General features: G+C 66.0%; 13 protein-coding genes and 1 pseudogene. 3 read left to right on the top strand and 11 right to left on the bottom strand.

All coding sequences use genetic code 11. The features are described from left to right. The first annotated feature begins 130 nt into the window (after positions 1-130). Complete coding sequence (locus KW83_RS16170; protein WP_036175291.1) at positions 131-511, top strand: hypothetical protein; 381 nt, start codon at positions 131-133, stop codon at positions 509-511. A 166-nt stretch (positions 512-677) separates the two neighbouring features. After that, positions 678-1,610, top strand: a complete 933-nt coding sequence (locus tag KW83_RS16165) for an IS5 family transposase (RefSeq protein ID WP_036173704.1) — start codon at positions 678-680, stop codon at positions 1,608-1,610. A 55-nt stretch (positions 1,611-1,665) separates the two neighbouring features. Here KW83_RS16165 and KW83_RS16160 read toward each other — a convergent pair. From KW83_RS16160 to KW83_RS16145, 4 genes and pseudogenes are all read right to left on the bottom strand, one after another. Continuing rightward, a pseudogene (locus tag KW83_RS16160) lies at positions 1,666-2,226 on the bottom strand (IS5 family transposase); the annotation flags it as partial. Positions 2,227-2,743: 517 nt separating this feature from the next. Next, on the bottom strand, positions 2,744-3,415 hold the full coding sequence (hisG, locus tag KW83_RS21595; protein ID WP_051928585.1) for an ATP phosphoribosyltransferase: 672 nt from the start codon (positions 3,413-3,415) through the stop codon (positions 2,744-2,746). Between the two features lie 29 nt (positions 3,416-3,444). After that, positions 3,445-4,530, bottom strand: coding sequence for an ATP phosphoribosyltransferase regulatory subunit (locus KW83_RS21590; protein WP_036181022.1), 1,086 nt, complete (start codon positions 4,528-4,530; stop codon positions 3,445-3,447). Further along, a complete protein-coding gene (locus KW83_RS16145) occupies positions 4,521-6,164 on the bottom strand; it encodes a histidine--tRNA ligase (protein ID WP_081904656.1) in 1,644 nt (547 codons plus the stop codon). The genes KW83_RS21590 and KW83_RS16145 overlap by 10 nt, the downstream gene beginning before the upstream one ends. 67 nt (positions 6,165-6,231) lie before the next feature. Between KW83_RS16145 and KW83_RS16140 the strand changes: the two genes are divergently transcribed. Next, positions 6,232-6,432 carry a SlyX family protein gene (locus KW83_RS16140; RefSeq protein WP_036181020.1) on the top strand — a complete coding sequence of 67 codons (201 nt, stop codon included), beginning with the start codon at positions 6,232-6,234 and terminating at the stop codon, positions 6,430-6,432. A 3-nt stretch (positions 6,433-6,435) separates the two neighbouring features. Here KW83_RS16140 and KW83_RS16135 read toward each other — a convergent pair whose 3' ends face one another. The 7 genes from KW83_RS16135 to dnaE all read right to left on the bottom strand — a co-directional run bounded on the left by KW83_RS16135 (position 6,436) and on the right by dnaE (position 20,061). Further along, a complete protein-coding gene (locus KW83_RS16135; RefSeq protein ID WP_235191449.1) occupies positions 6,436-8,766 on the bottom strand; it encodes a rhamnosyltransferase WsaF family glycosyltransferase in 2,331 nt (776 codons plus the stop codon). A 6-nt stretch (positions 8,767-8,772) separates the two neighbouring features. After that, positions 8,773-9,846, bottom strand: coding sequence for a hypothetical protein (locus KW83_RS16130; protein WP_036181019.1), 1,074 nt, complete (start codon positions 9,844-9,846; stop codon positions 8,773-8,775). Positions 9,847-9,960: 114 nt separating this feature from the next. Continuing rightward, positions 9,961-12,423: a M10 family metallopeptidase gene (locus KW83_RS19355; protein WP_051928584.1), complete on the bottom strand. Its 2,463-nt coding sequence runs from the start codon at positions 12,421-12,423 to the stop codon at positions 9,961-9,963. Between the two features lie 314 nt (positions 12,424-12,737). Continuing rightward, positions 12,738-13,061, bottom strand: coding sequence for a hypothetical protein (locus KW83_RS16120; protein WP_152563624.1), 324 nt, complete (start codon positions 13,059-13,061; stop codon positions 12,738-12,740). A 348-nt stretch (positions 13,062-13,409) separates the two neighbouring features. Then, positions 13,410-16,046: a calcium-binding protein gene (locus tag KW83_RS19350; RefSeq protein ID WP_161785519.1), complete on the bottom strand. Its 2,637-nt coding sequence runs from the start codon at positions 16,044-16,046 to the stop codon at positions 13,410-13,412. A 137-nt stretch (positions 16,047-16,183) separates the two neighbouring features. Next, positions 16,184-16,471 carry a hypothetical protein gene (locus tag KW83_RS16110; protein WP_152563622.1) on the bottom strand — a complete coding sequence of 96 codons (288 nt, stop codon included), beginning with the start codon at positions 16,469-16,471 and terminating at the stop codon, positions 16,184-16,186. A gap of 92 nt (positions 16,472-16,563) precedes the next feature. Next, on the bottom strand, positions 16,564-20,061 hold the full coding sequence (dnaE, locus tag KW83_RS16105; protein WP_036181014.1) for a DNA polymerase III subunit alpha: 3,498 nt from the start codon (positions 20,059-20,061) through the stop codon (positions 16,564-16,566). Between the last annotated feature and the right edge of the window lie 65 nt (positions 20,062-20,126).

The raw sequence follows: 20,126 nt of genomic DNA, 5'->3' as shown, positions 1-20,126 counted from the left end.
GGCCGGATTGTCAGCTCCTCGTTMGACGCTGCACGGTGACTGCCGCGGGGCTCGAGGTCGATATCCGGCGCGAAGGCATCGCCGGGGTCATCCGCGAGATGTTCGCCCCGCGCGAGATAGAGGCCGCCGAATGACCAATTCCAATGACACCATCCGCATTCTGATCCCTCTCAAAGTGCGGAAGAAAAACGGGCGACCGAAGATCCTGCCGCCCGCTGACCATGGCCCGAGTGCGGATCAGGCACAGGATCCCCACATCCTTCGCGCCATCGGCCGGGCATGGGCTTGGCGGCGGCGCATGGAGGCAGGGGAGTTCGCCACGATCCAAGAACTGGCTGAGGCTGTCGGTCTGGCCGAGCGCCATGTCAGCCGGCAGCTGCGGCTCGCGTATCTCGCCCCCGAGGTGCTGAAGCTGTTGACCTGCGGGCGGGAGGCGTCGGCGGTCAGTCTTTACGATCTGTGTTTTCTAGCGGCAGAACCGTGGGGGGAGCAGGCAGAGCGGGTTTTCTAGAAAAAGAAAACCAAGCGTTCTGTGAACTTACTCCGTCTGTGAAGTAGGCTAATGCTGTGACCCACGATAGTTCGTGGAACTGCCAAAGAGCTGGTCGACCGGCGTTGTTGCAGAACTCTAGCCGTAAAGGATTCACATCGGGAATTCATGCGCTTAGACGAGCAGCATGAGCAAGCCCAAGCCCGCCCGCTACCGCACGACGAACTGGTCCACCTACAACGATGCGCTCAGGAAGCGCGGGTCGCTGCTGATCTGGCTGGACAAGGAGATGACCTGGCACGCGCCGCATGAGGGACGCCCGGGGCGCCCCCCGGTCTTTTCGAATGCCGCGATACAGTTCTGCCTATCGATCAAGGTTCTGTTCAAGTTGCCGCTCAGACAGACTGCCGGGATGGTCGCCAGTCTGCTGCGACTCGCGGGGCTGGACTGGCCCGTTCCGGACTACTCGACCCTGTGCCGTAGGCAGAAGACCTTGAAGGTTCAGATCCCCTATCGCCGTGCTGGCGGGCCACTGAACCTGCTGGTTGATAGCACCGGCATCAAGTTCCTCGGCGATGGCGAGTGGCAGGCCCGGAAGCATGGCATTCAGGGTCGCCGCCAATGGCGCAAGGTGCATCTGGCGATGGACACCGCCACCTCGGATATCCTGGCCGTCGAGTTCACCCACAGCCGGGAAGGCGACAGCCCCGTCCTGCCGGACCTGTTGGGCCAGATCCCCGAAGACGAAGACATCGGCACCGTGACCGCGGACGGCGCCTACGACACCCGCCGCTGCCACGGCGCCGTCATCGCACGCGGTGGCACGGCAATCATACCCATCCGAAGGAACGGTCGGGCTTGGAAGGAGGACTGTCCGGCTGCCAAGGCACGCAACGAAACCCTGCGCGCCACGCGTCACTACGGTCGGGCGTTTTGGAAGCGGTGGACCGGATACCACGCCCGAAGCCGCGTGGAGGCCAAGATGCGATGCCTGAAGGCCTTCGGCGAGCGCATCGCCGCGAGAGACCCAGACCGCCAGACCGCCGAAATCCACATCCGTGTCGCCCTTATCAATCGCTTCAACGCGCTCGGCACCGCCGAGGTGGTCCGCGTGGCCTGAACCCGAACGGGAAAGGGACACTCACGCCTCAGGCGGCCTTTCTGCAACAAAACCCCTCGTCCGCCGGAATCTGGTTGAGCAGATCGGGCATCACCGGCGCATCACCGATGTGGCTTCCGGTAATCTCGAGCGCCCGAACCTCCAGCGTTTGGTCGTCGATCCCAAGATGGATCTTGCGCCAAACCCGCCGCTTGGGCCCACCATGCTTGCGTGCGTTCCACTCGCCTTCACCCTCGACCTTGATGCCCGTGCTATCGATCAGGAGATGCACTGGGCCGTTGGAGCCACGATACGGGATGTTCACGGCCAGCGTTTTCTGGCGGCGCGATAGCGTGCTGAAGTCGGGCACCGCCCAGTTCAAACCGATCAGACGCAACAGGCTCTCGACGAACCCGGTCGTCTGGCGCAACGCCATGCCAAACAGAACCTTCATCGTCAGGCATGTCTGGATGGCGGTATCGCTGTAGGTTGGCTGTCGGCCGCGTTTGCCGGTCGGCGCAGCATCCCAGATCATCTCTGGGTCAAACCAGATCGTCAGCGAGCCACGGCGCTTGAGCGCTTCATTATAGGCCGGCCAGTTCTTGGTCTTGTAGGTTGGCGGTGTGGGTCTGCTCATGTCGTCCAGCTACCACGCTGGACTCACGACATGAATCCCTCACCGGGTTTGTGCAACAGAGCCGTTTCGTGGACACATTTTGGCTTTCGTGTCCGCATGCCGAGAACGAGAAACCCGTAACCTGCGGACTTCAGGGACCGGATCATCGCGCTGGCGCGTGCCAGCCGCAGCGTTGAGAGCTTGGCGCGGGAGTTCGAGCCTGTGCCGCGACGATCCATGGCCGGGACAGGCTGGGGCTGATGCCGGGGTCGGGGATGACGGCCCCACCAGTCTGAACGCGAAGAGCTGGCGCACCTGCGAAGGAAAACCGTCGGCTTTGGATGGAGCGCGACATTCTCTCGAAGGGGCGTTCATTGACGGCGCCATTGGTGGGGGCCCAGTGGACGACGGCCGGTGTGCTCGGGACGAGCGCGGCGCGTCGAGGTCTTCGCGTTCATGACCGCGAACCAGGCCGTGTTTCCCGTGTAATCCGGTATCAGCATGTTGAACGCTCGCGCCAAAGAGCGAAATGGCGCCGCTATGATCGTGAGGTGAGCGCAGGCCCCAGGCGGGATTTCAGGCGTCGCAGACTCTCTTGCGTTGCGTCATTCCAGTCCGCGTGCCGTGCGCGGTAGAGCGTGGCCTGGCTTGCATGGACCGGTCCATCCGAGAGCATCCGCAGATGGTTCGCCCTCAGCGTTTCGCCCGTGGATGTGATGTCGGCAATGGCCTCTGCGGTGCCGTGCCGTACGGTCCCTTCGGTCGCACCCTGACTGTCCACCAGACGATAGTCCGCGACGCCATGGGATTGCAGGAAATCACGCACCAGGCGATGGTACTTCGTGGCGATCCGCAGACGAAATCCGTGCCGCCGCCGGAATGCCGCCGCGGCCGCGTCGAGGTCGTCCAGCGTGTCCACATCGACCCAGAAATCCGGTACCGCGATGACCAGATCGGCATGGCCGAAGCCCATCTGGCCAAGATCCTCAACCGCCTCGTCCCAGTGGCCGATCCGTTCCCGCACCAGATCGGATCCCGTCACGCCCAGGTGAATGCGCCCCGAAGCCAGTTCCCGAGGAATCTCACCTGCCGCCAGGAGCACCAGCGCGATGTCGTCACTGTTCTCCACCACTCCGGCATATTCCCGGTCCCCGCCGCCCTTGCCCATGGCAAGACCGCTTTCGCCGAACCAGTCGAAGGTCTTTTCCATGAGCCGCCCCTTGGACGGCACCCCGAGTTTCAGCACGACGCGGTCTCCAGCAGCAAGGCGGGCCGGAGCACACCGCCGACGGCGGGCGATGCGCGGCCCTGCCCCAGAACGCGGGTCAGGGCATCGTAGCGACCGCCGGTGGACAGCGGCGGCAGGTCCGGGCGGTCCGGCAGGGAGAAGGAAAAGACGAAACCATCGTAATATTCCATGGTGGACCGCCCATGGCTTGCCTCGAACGGGAGGCTCTCCGGCGCGATCCCGGCGGCATCCAGCGCGTCGAGTCGCCGGGACAGGGTGTCGGCCGCCGGACCGATCGCCGGCATGTCCACGGCCAGATCCCAGAGCCGGCCGAGCGCGCAGGACGATCCTTCGCGCAGGTCCAGCAGGTCGTCGATCAGCGCGACCTCGGTCGAGGAGATGTGCGGTTCCGCGGCGTCGGCGCGCAGGGCGGCGATCCGCGCCTCCACATCCGCGCGATCGCGCAGGCCGATCTCGGGTCCTGCACCGGCGAAGGGATCGCGGGCCTGCAACAGCGCCGTCCGGGCAGGCGGGGGGGGCGTCTTGCCGGCATAGCGGTCGAGCAATGCGCGGAAGCGGCGGGGGCGCCAGATATGGCGCAAAAGCGCGGACTTGCGCGCATCGGATGTGTGCAGCCCCCGAACCGCTGCGGTCAGTATGCCGATATCCCCGGTCAGCACCCGCGGAGCATGCGGCGCCAGCACGCGGTGGAACAGGGCGAAACATTCCGCGTCCGACGCCGCCGGGTCGCCGCCGAAGAGTTCGAAACCGACCTGCAGGTATTCCGACGGCCGATCGGCTCCGCCGGCCTGGCGGCGGAACACCTCACCGGCATAGGCATAGCGCGCCGGCGCGCCGCCTCTGGCCATGTGCATCTGGACCACCGGGACCGTGAAATCCGGGCGCAACATCACCTCGCCCTCCGGACCTTGCGTGGTGAAGGCCCGCGCCCGGATGTCCTCACCATAGAGGTCGAGCAAGATTTCGGCGGGTTGCAGGATATCGGCCTCGACCAGTTCCGCGCCGGCACTGAGAAATCCGGACAGCAGCCGCGCCGCCTCCGCCCTTTCGGCGGATCTCGCCGGCCTCATTCCCATGCGGGGCCGTCTGACCCGGTGGACGCACGGGGGGAGGTGTGGACGCGAAGACGCGCGGCGATTTCGTCCACCAGCCTGTCGCGCGGCACCTCGACCTGGGCGGGCTGGTTGCGCCATTCCTCGTGGCTGAGCTCACCCGCCAGGCGCGCGCCCAGCTTGAGATCCTTGATCTGGACGACACCCCGCGCGGCCTCGTCCTCGCCCTGGATGACCGCGATGGGCGCGCCGCGCTTGTCGGCGTATTTCAACTGGTTGCCGAAGTTCCTGGGGTTGCCGAGGTAGAGTTCCGCGCGGATGCGATGTTGTCGCAATTCGCCGACCATCGCCTGGTACTCCGGGATCCGCGCGCGGTCCATGACGGTCACGACGACCGGGCCCTCGGCCTCTGCGTCGAACCGGCCCTGCGCGGTGAGGGCGGCCAAGAGCCGGTCCACGCCGATGGACACGCCCGTGGCCGGGACCTCCTGTCCGGTGAACCGCTTGACCAGATCGTCGTAGCGCCCGCCGCCGGCGACCGACCCGAACCGGCCCAGATCCTCGCCGATCAGCTCTGCCTCATAGACCGGACCGGTATAATAGCCGAGGCCGCGGACCACGGAGGGGTCGATGACGATCCGGTCGGGGCCGTAGCCTTGGGCGTACAAAAGGTCCGCTATTTCTTCAAGCTCCAGAACGCCGGAAGCGCCAGTCTCAGAATCCTCAACAATCTCCCGCAAATAGTCGACCGTAATGCGATTTCGGCTTCGACGAGCTTCCACCCTGTCTAAGCCAAAAAGTTTTGCGATGGGCGACAGCGTGTACTTTGCGGCCACAAGGGGAAAAGACGTATTCGGCTTCAAGCGATCAAGTTCCGCGATACTTGACGAAAGCCGTTTATCAATATTCGTACCAGCGTTTACAAACCGCATGAGTACGGAGATCTGTTCGCGATTTAGTCCCGCCCCCTTGGTGAAATCCCCGCTTTCGTCGCGCCGCCCCTCGCCCAGCAGCGCGCGGACGCCGTCCGCGCCCAGCCGGTCGCGCTTGTCGATGGCGCGCAGCACGATGCCGCGCTCGGTCGCGTGCTCGGGACCGCCGATCCCGGCCACCTCCATGACCCCGTTGAGAACCTTGCGGTTGTTCACCCGCACGATGTAGTCGCCCCGCGCGATCCCGACCGCCTCCAGCACATCGGCCAGCATGGCGCAGATCTCGGCATCCGCGGCCATGGATGCGCTGCCCACCGTGTCCGCATCGCATTGATAGAACTGCCGGAACCGCCCCGGACCGGGCTTTTCGTTGCGCCAGACCGGACCCATTGTGTAGCGCCGATAGGGCGACGGCAACTCGTTGCGGTACTGCGCCGCGACGCGGGCCAGCGGCGCGGTCATGTCGTAGCGCAGCGCCAGCCAGTCGCCGTCCTCGTCCCAGGCGAAGACCCCTTCGTTCGGGCGGTCCACGTCCGGCAGGAACTTGCCAAGTGCCTCGACCATCTCGACCCCGCTCGTCTCGAGCGCGTCGAACCCGTAGAGGTGATAGATCCGCGCGATCTCGGCCAGCATCGTCTGGCGGCGCGTCACCTCTGCGCCGAAATAGTCGCGAAAGCCCTTCGGCGTCGCGGCCTTGGGGCGGGGCTGTTTCTTTTGCTTCGCCATGACGGCTCCCCTCGGGTTCGCCGGTCGTGTAGGTCAACCGCATGTCCACTTCAAGAAAGAGGGTGTTATGGACCGCGATGCGATGGAGGAGAAGCTGGCCCACCTGATCCGCGCAACTGACGACCTGAGCGACGTGGTGACGGCGCAGTCACGGCGCATCGACCGGCTGGAACGGCAGGTCGCCCTGCTGACCGAACGCGAACGGAGCAGAGAGGGCGACGGGGGCGGCGGCGTGGTCATCGGGGACGAGCGTCCGCCCCATTGGTAGGCGTCAGCCGCGCGGGCCAAGGGCGATCCGCTTCGCCAGAAGGTCCAGCGCCTCCGGAAGGGGCGCGCCCAACTGGCGCAGGTCCACCTGACGCTCGGCCGCCGTCACCGCCGGCGCGTGCCACGCCGCAGACAGCGCCTCCGCCAAGTCCTGCGGCGTGGCGGGAACCGACAGGATGGCAGGCGACAGGCGGCTCAGATCCTTGGGACCGAAATGATTCGTCACCACGCGCACCCCGGAGGCAGCCATTTCCAGGGGCGGATGGCTGGGATGGGGAGAATACATCAGCGACAGCCCCACATCGACCGAGCCGAGGAACGCCGGATAGCGATCCCACGGCAACTTGCCCAGACTGTCGAGCCTTGTCCCGCCGGGTAAGGTCACGGGCGCATGGCGCAGCCCGACGGAGATGAGCTCTATATCGCCTCGCCCCAGCCCCTCGGCCTCCACGAACCGGGCCAGCGCCTCGATCGCGGTGCCGTGCATGTTGCGCGACACCTCCGGACGGCCGTAGAGCGCCAGGCGGCGTGGGCTGGCACCGCTGCGCGGCGTCGCGGTGTAGCGCGCCAGGTCGATGGCGGGGTGAAAGGCCAGAGCGGGTTCGGTCGCGAAACCGAACCCGAGATCCGCGAAATGGTCGCGCAGGAGGGTCGTGTTGAAGATCGGATCGAACTCCATCGCATAGCTTTCCATGGCCCCTGCAAACTCAGGGCCCCAGGGATAGAAGTTCGGTTCGAAATCCTGGATCAGATAGAGGAAACGGCCGGAGCGGTAGCCGTGCGTGTCGATCAGAGCGCGGGCCACATGGGCGCTCCACCAGGCGGTGGCCACGAAAACGTCGTCCCTGTGGGCCGGGATACGCCCGTCCCGGCGACCGCAGGCGATCGAGATGCGCGCCTGCGTCCCCTCCGGCGCGGTCCGGGAGATGCGCCGCAGGATGAAGTTGCGAGATACGGGCGCCGAGGACACCGGAAGGTCGGTCGCGATGAAGCGCACCCGGTGGCCGCGTTCGGCCAGGCCAACGCCGATGTCGATGGCCGTGGCGATGCCGGCGAACATCTCAGCGGGGTTCAGCGACGGCACCAGGACCGTGACCGCCGGATGCTCCGCCTCGAAAACCGGGGCCCAGAGCGGGGACTTGCGCCCGTCCGCAAGCGTGGACCATTCCACGGCGGCGGGCGCGCCGTCGCCCGCGTCCGCTGCGATCGCAGGCGCAACACCGGGCGACATGGCGTAGAGTCTGGCGTCGAAGGTCCGCATGGCGGCAGCGACTCCCGGCCCCAGAGCCTGCCGCAGCGCCCAGACCGCCCGCCCGGCGGAAACGACAGCGAATGCGGCAGCCGTTCTGGACAGAGCCAGGTGACCCGTCACGGCAAGCCGCAGGCTGTCCCAGCCATGGACGATCGGCCCGGACAGCGTGCGCATATAGGGCCCGAGCTTGGCCGTCGAAGCGCGCCCCGCCGCGATCCGGCCGGACGCCTCCGCCTCGGCCAGGCGCGCGCGGGCACTGTGCGCCAGGTAGCGCGCTAGCCCGTACGCGGCGGCGTTCTGGCGGAGCCATTCCGCATTCGGCCGACGCCAGCGACCGTACTGCGGTTTTTGCCGGTCCACCGCACCTACGGCATTGGCGCCGTGCTGGCGATAGTCCACCAGGGGTCGGTCGATGAAGGCTATGCCGCCCATGCCCTGCGCGATCAAGCCCAGCCAGAGGTCATGGTAGAAATGCACCCCGGACTGCGCGGGAAACGGCAGGGCGATCTCGGCGACTTCAACGCGCATCATCAGCGTCATGCCGGTGATATTGTTGCGATAGAGAAGCCCCCTGAGGCCGGGGCGCCTCTGTCGCCGCTCATACGCGAACATCGAGGCGTGGGTGACCTTTCCCGCTTCGTCCACCAGCCGCGCGTTGCTATGGACCATATCGGCGCCGTTCCGCAGAGCGTCGATCCCGGCAGAGAGCCGGTCGGTGTGCCAGATGTCGTCCTGGTCCGACAGGGCGATCAGGCTCGGCGCCGATTCCGTCGCGGCAAGGCGGACGGCCTCGGCGATCCCGGCCTCAAAGGCGTGCACCGCATCGAGCTCTTGCTCTGGCGACAGGATGACGGCATCGCGGAGGCCCGCGGCGCGGGTTGCCTCGGCCACCAGACCTTGGCTGGACAGATCCGCGATTACCGCGATCAGCCGCGTCCTGCGGTGTGTCTGCGCGGAAATGGAATCCAGTTGCGCGGCCAGATGCGCCGGATCGGGGCGATAGATCGCCATGACGACCAGGACGAGCGCGGCATCGGGATTGGCGGGGGCTTCCCCGTCGGTCAGGGGTCCGGTGGCCAGCATTCGCGATCAGCCGCGGGTCTGGGTGAACTGGTCGCGAACCCGATGCATCAGGCGCGACATCGACCGCTTTGGCGCCGCCGCCGGTTCGACCACGTGTTCAGCCGGCTTGAACAGGCCCATCCGCACGGCACATTCCGCGAGAACCAGCGCGTTCTCTTCCTGTAGCGCGCTCAGGCCCTCGGCATCCGGTTCGAATTCGTCGTCGAAAACCGGCTTTCCATCGTAGAAATCGGCGCTGAGACGTGCGTTCGAGTCTGCGAATTTGGCAACCAGCGCCTGCCGGTCCTGCCGGGGAAGGATGAACCGGCGCTTCGGCAGGTCCAGCATCGCGGGCGCGTTCGTCAGGAACGTCCTCAGGGCAGATTGGATCTCAGCGATGGACTTTCCGTCCCGCTGCAAAACCCGTTTGAGGTGCCGCGCCGGCTCGACCAGGGCGACGGGCGGGCTGACGTTGCGCCTTGGCAGGACAAGCTGCTGAGCCAAAGCGGGGTCACGTCCCGTCCACGCGACGAATTGCTCAAGCGCGTAGGTATCCGTCTGCCCACTGCACAGCGGCACCAGGGCGATATTCTCCTGACCCGCGACGCGCGCCCAATTCGACAGCAGCCAGTGGTAATCCAGGACCCGGGATCGCGTGCGGTTTCCGATCAGGGTCCGGATGGGATCCGAGAAATCGGAACCGCCCTTGATGTGCTGTTTGAAGTCGGATTCGATCCAGTGGTCCTGACGTCGAACGTAGCAGAGGATCCGGGTCTCAAGGCCGCGCGCTGCGGCGTTGTCGATCAGCCAGTTCGCGTTGCGGGTCCGGGCGAGGCCGACCATCACCTCACTGCTGAGGATGGCGTCTTGGTCGCCGGCCAGAAGCTGGTCGAGCTCTGCCGTCGCTTCGCGGATCTGTTCCGATCGGATATGGGCGGCCAGCAACGTCGCGTTCCCCTGCCCTTCCGTGCCTGCGAAATCCGTGACAGCATAAGAAAGACCGTGCCCGGCAAGTTCCCCGGACCTGGCCTTCAGCGCGCCCTGTATGGTGCTCGACGCGCATTTCGGCATCCCGATATGCAGGTAGAGTGTTCGTGGCATGTCCAGCCCGTCTCCGCCCAGGAGTCACTGCCCGGGCGAACGTCGTGCCGGGCTTACGGGGTCTTATGGAAGGCGGATGCGGGAGGCAAGTCCCGCACGGCGTCGTCCCCCCGCTCAGGCGAAGTCGAAGTCCGGGGCGGCAAAATCGGAGACCCTGGCATCCAGGACGATGACCGTATGGCGCCCGTAGCTCATCTGGACGGCCGTATCGCCCTGGAAGGTGATCGCCGTCAGGTCGAGCCGCTGGATGTCCTGCGCGACATCCGGCAGGCCCGTAAAGCGCAGAGTATCGAATCCATCCTGGAAATCGGTGATCACCGTCCTGCCGCCGCCGGAGGTTGCGTTGAAGACGAAGGTGTCGCGCCCATCGCCGCCGGTGATCGTGTCGTTTCCGAAACCGGGATTGATGGTGTCCGCACCGTCCTGCCCACGCAGGAGGTCGTCGCCATGGCCGCCTCCGATGAAATCGTCCCCGGCCCCGCCATTGACCGTATCGTCGAAGGATCCAGCGCCGATGACATCGTCTCCGGCGCCGCCGTGCATCAGGTCGCGGCCTGCGCCGCCCCCCATCGTATCGTCGCCGGAGCCGCCGATGACCGTGTCGTTGCCGAAACTCCCCGCCGTACGGTCATTGCCCGCGCCGCCGTCCACCCGGTCGTCGCCTGCGCCGCCGCTGAACACGTCGTTGCCAGAACCGCCGCTGATCCAGTCGTCGCCGTCGCCGCCACCGCCCCGATCGTCGCCCGCGCCGCCATACATGACGTCCCGGCCGTCGCCGCCGCCCAGACGGTCGTTGCCATCCTCTCCGAAGATGGTGTCGTTACCGTCTTCGCCGGGCAGCCGATCGTTGCCGTCGCCGCCCGACAACCGATCGTCACCCTTCCCACCCTTGAGTCCGTCGTCTCCGGCACCGCCCAGAATGGTGTCGTCCCCGGACGAGCCGGTGATGCGGTCGTCCGAAGCGGTGCCTTGCAGGACATCACCGTTGTCGCTCAATGACTCCGGTACGTTCGAGGATGTTCCGAAAAGGTCAGAGACCGAGACGATACGATCCGTGAACTCGAATCGCTCCACGCTTACGAAGACATCCCTGCCGTCGTCGGACGTGATCGTGATCGATCCGTTGGCGTTCTTCTTGATCTTGGCATCGGCATAGCTGTCGCCGATAACCGCCGTATCGGTCCCGCCACCGCCGCGGATGGTGTCGTTACCCCGACCTCCGGCGATCCTGTTGTTCGCGGCATTGCCGAAAATGACATCGTTGCCGGAGCCGCCTATCGCGTTCTCGATCCGGGTGCCGAGCGCGATCACGACGTTTCCGACCTGTCCGCCGATATCCGACGCCTTGCCGGCCCGCAGGTCGATGGTCTGGTTCGCGGTGACGGGGCCGGTGTTCAAGGTGTCCCTTCCGCCGGTATCAAAGATCGTGAAGGCCACGGCGTCGCCGGAATAGGTGCCGGGACTTACGGGCTTGCCGTCGAATACCGCCCCGAAGACGGCGCCGAGATAGCCCGAGACGTTGGAATTCGCACCCCAGACGGTGTTGCCGGCATAGGCCTGCGGCTTTCCATAGAGCTGATGAATGGCGACAAGATCTGCGATCATCGGCGTGATGATGGACGGGTTCCCGGCCCCCGAGGACGAGTCGGCAAGCGAGAAATACGACATCACACTCATTTGCGTCGTATCGTTCTGAAAGATGTTGTCGGTGCCGTAATCCGCGGCGCCGTTATACGGCCCCGCATGACCCAGCCCCAACGCGTGGCCGATCTCATGCAGATAGGTCTGGAAGCTGTAGCTGTCGGCGGTGTTGCCGTAGGACTCCACCCAGCCGGTGCCGACGGTCACGGTAGAACGAGCATTGTAGCCGGTGACGGGAGAATAGGCCTGCGGACCGGCGAAGGCACCGGACCCGGCGTCGTCGAACACGATCTGTCCACCGGTCGCCACCTCCTTGAAGTCGATCCCGGTCGCCACGCTCCAAGCGTCGAGCGCCCAGCGCGCGAGTTTGGCCCCCTCCGCGCCAAGATCGGTCAGATCGACCTTGATCGCGCTGTCGTTGCGCATGTCGAACCTGATCGGAGTCGCCTCGCTCCAGTCGAAGCGGGTCATGTAATTGGCCACCTGGGCCGGCGTGAACGTGTCGTCTGAGGTCTGCAGAACGTAGTTTCCAGTCTGGTTGCGCTGGCCTTCGATCTTGACGTAGTAGGTGCCCGTTGTCGCCGCATCGACCTGAATCAGAGAGAACGGGTTGCTGCCGACATCGCCACTCGACAACATTCCGTCCGGGCCGTAGACAGTCAGCCTGGTATCGCTCAGCCCCGCATTGCTGCCGCCGGTGCCGTAGACGTATAAGACGTAATCACGGCCCGCTTGTAAATCGACTTTCACGAAATCTACGTCGCCGGAGGTGACGCGGCCGCTGAAGGAATCGCCGATCTTGATCGGAACGGCAGAACCCTTGCCGTCCGCCGCGTCCCCGGATTCGCTGCGGCTGCCGGACTTCGTCGCGGACACCAGAGGCACGGCGACGCCTTTCGCCATTTTTGCGGTCGACGTGTGATGGAACTGGGTCATATGCTGCATCCATTCGCTGATCGGGCCAACGTCCTGGTCCGAGGACACCCTTCATCCCCGATCGATCTCCCTTCGACTGGACATGCGCATCGCCTGATGGTGGCTTTTTCGCGGCATGTTCGATGGATTTTCGCCAGTTCGTCCGCGCCAGGGGTCACGATCGGAACGAATGACTTCGGCACTGCGCGGTCGGGACCAAGACGCCAGAGCATCGTTTCCCGCCGGCGGTGACGCGTCGCCGTTACTTGGCGCGGATGGCCGCTATCGGCTGCGTTGCGCTGGCGTGAGAGCGACCGTCGTCCAGGGTCGCCGCCTCAGTCCATCTCGCAATCGAAGCAGATCGTCAGCGACACGCGCCGCTTCAGCGCCTTCAGACAGGCCGTCCCGTTCGTCGCCTTCCAGGAAGGCGATGTCGGTTCTCTCATGCGGATCAGTTCCCAGACCGGATTCACGGCGTGGATTTCTGTTCGATCTTTGCAACATAGCCATCGGATGCCAACGTTTTCGGGGGTATCGGTCGAAATCGTCGGGGAGATCCCTGCGCCGGTCAGCGCATCGCGCCGCCGATTGGCGTCGAAGGCGCGATCCGCGAGGAACCCCGTGCAGGTCTGTCCGGCCACCGAGCGGAGGCCGACCATATCGCCGAGCGCGTCGGTCAGAGCCGTCGTGGTCATGCCGCCGCAGGAACGTCCGATGGCCTGGCTCCGAGACCCCCCTTTTGCGCTGAGCGTGAACCGCGTTCCGTTTTTCTGACTCCGCCAGTGGGTCGCGCCAGGGACAGCCGGTCCGTGCGCTCCAGAGCACGGCCTGCACGAAAACCGGGGAGCCGGGCCGATGCAGCCGGGGCCCTATTTCCGGCCAAGACGTTGCGGGGTGACGATCGGCATCGGGGGTCGGTCAACGTCGTGGGGATCAAGGCTGCCGCCCATTCGGGGACGTTGAGTCGCTCGGCACCCGATATGGTACTTCTCACACCTCGACAGGCCCTAGCTGAAAAGCAGGTCTCCGTTGTCGATTTCGCTCATCGCAACACCCCTGAGAATGATCGAATGATCTCCGTACTGGATCTCCGTCGAGGCGGCTCCCCGATTGCTGATGGCAGCTATCTCCAGCTCGCCGATATGATCGAGACCTCGCAGACCGACGAGCCGCAATTCGTCCATTCCGGGGGTGAAGTCCGTCACGACCGTCTGCCCGCCGCCGCTCAGCGCGTTGAAGACGAACAGGTCCCGGCCCGGCCCTCCGGAGGCTATGTCGTTTCCATAGCCGGGGTTGATGGTGTCGTTGCCTCTGCCGCCGATGATGCGGTCGTCGCCGTCGCCGCCCCCCAGGAAGTCGTCGCCCGAGCCGCCATTGACGTAGTCGTCATGGCCGCCGGCGCCCACGACGTCGTTTCCTGCGCCGGCAAGGATACGGTCTTTGCCCTCACCGCCGCCCATGGTGTCGTTGCCGGCGCCGCCAAGGACCGTGTCGTTGGAATAGCTGCCCGCGAGGCGGTCGTTGCCGGCGCCGCCATCGACGTGGTCCTCTCCCGGGCCGCCGCTGAACCAGTCGTCGCCGGCGCCGCCCAGGATCGTGTCCCGGCCGTTGCCGCCGCCCCCGCGGTCCACCCCGTCGCCGCCGGACATGTAGTCGTTGCCATTGCCGCCTCCGAGCATGTCGTTGCCGTCGCCGCCGAAGACACGGTCATTGCCATCCTCACCCGGCAGGCGGTCGTTTCCGGCGCCCCCCTCCAGGAGATCGTCGCCGGCACCACCCTTGAGCCCGTCGTCACCGGCGCCGCCGCGCAGGGTGTCATTGCCGGCGCGCCCGTCCATTCTGTCGTTGAGGGACGTGCCATCCATCAGGTCGTTCCCCGGAGTGCCGTTCGCGGTCAGGCCTTCTTCGCGCACCGGCAAAGGCGCCGGCATCGGCGCCGGGCCAGGTTGTGGCACGGGCTGCGGAAGGGGGGCCGGCACCGGCAGGCCCGGCGGCACGGGTGTCGGCACGGGCGCCGGAACGGGGAGGCCCGGCGGCGCGGGGACGTGAATCGGGTCCAGCCTGGGGCGAGAGACGGACCCCGGATCGGTACCGTCCTCCCCGCTCTCCGGCTCATCCCGCACATAGACGGGAGGCCGCGGCGGTGTCGGCGTGGACGCCGTCGGTGTGCTGGCGATTTCGAGGGGTTTAAGGGCGATGTCGAAATGGCTGGTCATCGTGGGGATGAGCCGGGCCAGGTCGGCGGCGGTCAGGGACGTGCCATCGGCGGTATGGATTTCCACCTCCTCGCCGCGGAAGGTCAGGATCCCGCCGGTCTTGGTCGGCTCGATCGAAATCCGCGACAGGTCGTAGAGTCGGCCGATCAGCGACAGGTCGATCTGGTCCTCTCCCAGCCGCAGCCCCAGGATCACGTCGCGCATACCGTCGCGCGTCATGACGAAGAGATCCGACCCGGAGCCGCCGGCCAGGCGATCGCTTCCGGGGCCGTCGATCAGGATGTCGTCTCCGTCACCGCCGCGGATCGTCCCGTTCCCGGCTGTCAGTTCCAGCACATCGGCGCGATCGGTGCCGGTCAGAGAACCGGACGCTTGCTGGATGACCTCTCCCAGAGGGCCGATGTCGAGCCGCAGGTGGCTCAGCCCCGCATCCACGGACGACGTCGTGACGATGTCGAGCCCGTCCGCCCGCCATTCCGCCGCCAGTCCGGAAACATTGCCGAGCGCCGCGGCGGTCGTGTCCTCCATGGTCGCCACATGGACCAGCCGGCCGGATGCCGTCAGCCGGAAGACGCTGATGCCGTCGTCGGATCCGGAGGCGACGACGAAGGCATGGCCGCCCTTGGTAACGACCTCCAGCTCGGTGGCGCCAGCGAAACGGGTATCGCGGCTGTCCAGCACGTGGTCGGTGACGGTGAGCCGACCATCGGCGGCAAGGTCCAGAACGGTCAGGCTTGAGCTGCCGGCAGAGGCGACGACGAAGTAGTCCTTCCCGCCCATCCGCACCGCCTCCACGGCCGTGGGGGTGTTGACCGGCAGGCTGTCGAGCATCCCCGCGGAGGTGACATGCGCAACGCCGCCGTTCGCCGTCACGGTGTAGAAACTGATGCCGTCCTCTCTGCCGGACACCGTCGCAAGGATCGCGGAACTGCCGTTCGAGATCATCGCCGTATCGGTGATGCCGGCCGCATGGGTGTTTTCGGTGTCAAAGACGCGGCCCAGCACTTTCGGAGTCGCGCCGTCCAGGTTGAGGACCGTGAACCCGTCGGATGCCACCGCCGCCAGCACGCCCACCTTGCTCTGGCCGATATCGGCCGCGATCAGCGTGCCGCTGTCGCCATATCGGGCACGGGCGTTGAGATAGATCTCCTGGCTGATCGGCCCGGCGGCCAGCGCGGCATCGAAAGCGCCGGAGGCGATGCTCCAGCCGGACTGAACGACCGAAAGATCGACCCGCGCGCTATGGTTCACGGCACCTGAAAAGCCGCCGATCCCGCTGCCATCGATGGTTGCGGTTATCGTTCGGCTGTCGGAGAAGTCGTTGATGACAAAGCGACCCTCACCGGTGACGGTGATCGACACTGCCCCCGAAGGATCCGAAAATATGCCGCTGGCAACAGTATCCACATGCCGTAGAGCAACGCTCATCGACCTCATCCCCACATTGCTTCCCCAAGCAGGAAGCAATCTGGCAGGTCGGGATCACTGGGCGTCTAACGGAGCATGTCCGAATCAAGGCGTTTCGGAAAACGCCAGCCTAAATGCGGGATTAACCTAACAAATCGTTAATTTGCGGCCGATCCGACCAGGCGATCGAGGAATCCGGCGATTGTGCGGCCGTCCAGCGGTGCATCGCGCAATGCGGCGCCCAGGCTCTCACCCGGCACGCCTGCGATGTCGACGCGTGCCACGATCCGGCTGTCGGAGAGGCTCTCCACCACCAGGGTCGCCGCATCCGGAACGTCCGACGCGGCGGCGATGCGCTGGCGGAACGCGGCGCAGAGATCTGGCGGTACGGCGATGTCGGGGGTCGCACCACGGCACGTTGCGGCCGTAGTTGCCCGGCGCTCCATGGCAGCGCCCCTGTCCGCGCCGCCCCAGGCAATCCCCAGAGCGGCCGCCAACAGCAGCGCAACGCCCTGCCGGCGCCTGTTGCAGGGCCGGGTCACAGGTCCTCCACCGTCATGACCCCGCCCAGGGATTTCAGCGCGCCCTTGATCTGCGGCGTCACCGGGAAATCGCCCAATGTGACCTCGACCTCTCCGGGCAGGCTGCGGTCCATCAGGCACAGGCTCACCGGTCCGCGCATCCGGATCTTGGCATCCTCTCGCGCCCGCTCCAGGACCGACGCGACCAGCCCCACCGCGCCCGCCGCCTCCACGTAGATGCGCAGCCCCGCGCCGCCGGCATCGGTCACGGCGGTGTCCACCAGAGCGATGGACCGGCCCAGCAGCTTCAGCTGTTCGGCCTCCATCGTCGCCTCGACCTGCACGACGATGTTGGTGCCCTGCTCCAGATGCTCCCGCGCGGCCTCCAGCGTGTCGGAGAAGATCGTCACCTCATAGAGACCCGTGGGATCGGACAGCCCGACAAAGGCGAACCGATTGCCGCGCGCCGATTTGCGCTCCTGCCGGCTTGCCACGACGCCGGCCATCCGCGCCACGAAGGGTCCCCGCTCGGCGCGCACGGCAACCTCCTCCAGGGTCATCACGCCCTTGCGCTTGAGCGGAACCATGTAGTCGTCCAGCGGATGGCCCGACAGATAGAAGCCGATCGCGGTGTGTTCTTCGGCCAGGCGTTCGGTGGGCAGCCAGTCGGCGACCGGGCTCAGCCGCGGTTCGGGCAGATCGTCGCCGGACTCACCGAAAAGCGACACCTGGTTGCTGGCCTTCTGCTCATGGATCGCGGCCGAATAGGCAACGAGCTGGTCCAGACTGTCGAACACCCGCCGCCGGTTCGCATCGAGCTCGTCGAACGCACCCGCGCGCGCCAGCATCTCCATCGGCCGCTTGCCGATCCGCTTGAGATCGACCCGCCGCGCCAGGTCGAAAAGGGTCGAGAACGCGCGCCCGCCCCGGCCTTCGACGATCAGCCGCATCGCCTCGAGCCCAACGTTCTTCAGCGCTCCGAGCGCATAGAGGATCCGGCTCCCGTCCACGCTGAACGTCTCTGCCGAGCGGTTCACGCAGGGCGGCACGATGTCGATCTTCAGCCCCCGGCGCGCCTCCTCGATATAGACCGAGAGTTTGTCGGTCAGGTGAATATCGCAGTTCATCACGCCCGCCATGAATTCGACAGGATGGTTCGCCTTCAGCCATGCCGTCTGGTAGCTGACCACGGCATAGGCGGCGGCGTGGGACTTGTTGAAGCCGTAGTTGGCGAATTTCTCCAGCAGGTCGAAGACCTCGCGCGCCTTGTCCTCGGACACGCCGTTCTCCATCGCGCCCTTGGTGAACTTCGGCCGCTCGGCGTCCATCGCCTCCTTGATCTTCTTGCCCATGGCCCGGCGCAGCAGATCCGCACCGCCCAGCGAATAGCCCGCCATGACCTGTGCGATCTGCATCACCTGCTCCTGATAGACGATGATGCCTTGCGTCTCCTCCAGGATATGGTCGATCAGCGGGTGGATCGAGGCGATCTTGCGCTGCCCGTTCTTGACCTCGCAATAGGTCGGGATATTCTCCATCGGACCGGGCCGGTAGAGCGCCACGAGCGCCACGATGTCCTCGATGCAGGTCGGCCTCATGCGCCTGAGCGCGTCCATCATGCCAGTGGATTCCACCTGGAACACCGCCACCGTGCGCGCCCGCGCGTAGAGATCGTAGCTTTTCGCGTCGTCCAGCGGGATCAGGTTGATCTGGTTCTCGGCCCCCTCCGCCGGGGCATAGAGCTCGGCACCGTCGGGGCCGACATGGATGGGCCGCGTGCGGTTGATCAGGTCCACCGCGTTCTGGATCACCGTCAGGGTCTTGAGGCCCAGGAAGTCGAACTTTACCAGCCCCGCCTGCTCGACCCATTTCATGTTGAACTGCGTCGCGGGCATGTCGGACTTCGGATCGCGGTAGAGCGGCACCAGCGCGTCGAGCGGCCGGTCCGCGATCACCACCCCCGCGGCATGGGTCGAGGCGTTCCGGAGCAGCCCCTCCACCTGCTGGCCATAGGTCAAAAGCCGCTCCACGACCTCCTCGCTGCGGGCCTCCTCGCGCAGGCGCGGCTCGTCGCGGAGCGCCTGGGCGATGGAGACCGGCTTGACCCCCTCCACCGGGATCATCTTCGACAGCCGGTCCACCTGCCCGTAGGGCATCTGCAGCACCCGGCCGATGTCGCGCACCGCGGCCTTGGACAGCAGCGCGCCGAAGGTGATGATCTGCCCCACCCGGTCGCGGCCGTATTTCTGCTGCACGTAGCGGATGACCTCCTCGCGCCGGTCCATGCAGAAGTCGATGTCGAAGTCCGGCATCGACACCCGCTCGGGGTTCAGGAACCGCTCGAACAGCAGCGAATAGCGCAGCGGATCCAGGTCGGTGATCGTCAGCGCATAAGCCACCAGCGACCCCGCGCCGGACCCGCGTCCCGGGCCCACCGGAATGTCGTGCTCCTTGGCCCATTTGATGAAATCGGCCACGATGAGGAAATAGCCCGGAAAGCCCATCCCCTCGATGATCCCCAGCTCGAACTCCAGTCGCTTCTCGTACGCCTCGACCGGGCCGGCATGCGGGATCACCGCCAGTCGCGCCTCCAGCCCGGCTTTCGCCTGACGCCGCAGCTCGTCGATTTCGTCCTCGGCAAAGCGCGGCAGGATCGGATCGCGGCGCGCGACGGAAAACGCGCACCGCCGCGCAATCTCCACCGTGTTCGCCGTGGCCTCGGGCAGATCGGCGAAAAGCGCGCACATCTCCGCCGGCGACTTCAGAAAATGCTGTTCCGTCAGCCGACGCCGCGGCTCGTTCTGGTCCACATAAGCCCCGTCCGCGATGCAGATCAGCGCGTCATGGGCCGCATGCATGTCCGGCTTGGGGAAATAGACGTCGTTGGTGGCGACCAACGGCAATTCCATGGCATAGGCCATCTCTACAAGGCCGCGCTCGGTCAGCCGCTCGGCCTCTGGCAACGCGCCGCCCTCGCCGGGATGGCGCTGCAGCTCAAGATAGAGCCGCCGGGGATAGATCGCCGCCAGCCGCGCCATCAACGCCTCGGCCCGGCCCCGGTGCCCGGCCCGGAGCAGGCGCCCCACGGGCCCATCCGGACCGCCGGTGAGACAGATGAGCCCCTCGCCATGGGCGGCCAGATCGTCCAGCGACACCTGCGGCATGGACCTGTCACCCTCCAGGTAGAGGCGAGAGTTGAGCCGCATCAGGTTCTCGTATCCGGTCTCCGACTGGGCCAGCAGCACCACCGGCGCCGGGGCCGAAGCCTGTCCGCGCTGGCCCTCGGCCCCGAAGCCGCCGACCGATAGCTGACAGCCCACGATCGGCTGCACCCCGGCGGCCTCTGCCCCCACGGAGAACTCCAGCGCGCAGAACATGTTGTCGGTATCGGTGACCGCGACGGCCGGCATACCCATGCCGGCCACAAGTCCAGGCAGCGCCTTCAGGCGCATGGCGCCCTCCAGCAGTGAATATTCCGTATGCAATCGGAGGTGGATGAATCGCGGATTGCCCATGGTCGGCACGATATGTCGGGCCGACCCGCGGAGAAACCCCCGATGTTGTGAAGACCGCCACGCTG

The sequence above is a fragment of the Palleronia rufa genome (genome assembly GCF_000743715.1).
GTDB lineage: Bacteria > Pseudomonadota > Alphaproteobacteria > Rhodobacterales > Rhodobacteraceae > Palleronia > Palleronia rufa.
The sequence above is the reverse complement of the archived record's forward strand: the minus strand, read 5'-3'. Positions and strand labels throughout refer to the sequence as shown.

What these genes read in the sequence shown, in the direction of transcription:
- KW83_RS16170 (WP_036175291.1), top strand. Translation starts at nt 131, where the DNA reads ATGACCAATTCCAATGACACCATCCGCATTCTGATCCCTCTCAAAGTG.
- KW83_RS16165 (WP_036173704.1), top strand. Translation starts at nt 678, where the DNA reads ATGAGCAAGCCCAAGCCCGCCCGCTACCGCACGACGAACTGGTCCACC.
- hisG (WP_051928585.1), bottom strand. Translation starts at nt 3,415, where the DNA reads ATGGAAAAGACCTTCGACTGGTTCGGCGAAAGCGGTCTTGCCATGGGC.
- KW83_RS21590 (WP_036181022.1), bottom strand. Translation starts at nt 4,530, where the DNA reads ATGGGAATGAGGCCGGCGAGATCCGCCGAAAGGGCGGAGGCGGCGCGG.
- KW83_RS16145 (WP_081904656.1), bottom strand. Translation starts at nt 6,164, where the DNA reads ATGGCGAAGCAAAAGAAACAGCCCCGCCCCAAGGCCGCGACGCCGAAG.
- KW83_RS16140 (WP_036181020.1), top strand. Translation starts at nt 6,232, where the DNA reads ATGGACCGCGATGCGATGGAGGAGAAGCTGGCCCACCTGATCCGCGCA.
- KW83_RS16135 (WP_235191449.1), bottom strand. Translation starts at nt 8,766, where the DNA reads ATGCTGGCCACCGGACCCCTGACCGACGGGGAAGCCCCCGCCAATCCC.
- KW83_RS16130 (WP_036181019.1), bottom strand. Translation starts at nt 9,846, where the DNA reads ATGCCACGAACACTCTACCTGCATATCGGGATGCCGAAATGCGCGTCG.
- KW83_RS19355 (WP_051928584.1), bottom strand. Translation starts at nt 12,423, where the DNA reads ATGACCCAGTTCCATCACACGTCGACCGCAAAAATGGCGAAAGGCGTC.
- KW83_RS16120 (WP_152563624.1), bottom strand. Translation starts at nt 13,061, where the DNA reads ATGGTCGGCCTCCGCTCGGTGGCCGGACAGACCTGCACGGGGTTCCTC.
- KW83_RS19350 (WP_161785519.1), bottom strand. Translation starts at nt 16,046, where the DNA reads ATGAGCGTTGCTCTACGGCATGTGGATACTGTTGCCAGCGGCATATTT.
- KW83_RS16110 (WP_152563622.1), bottom strand. Translation starts at nt 16,471, where the DNA reads ATGGAGCGCCGGGCAACTACGGCCGCAACGTGCCGTGGTGCGACCCCC.
- dnaE (WP_036181014.1), bottom strand. Translation starts at nt 20,061, where the DNA reads ATGGGCAATCCGCGATTCATCCACCTCCGATTGCATACGGAATATTCA.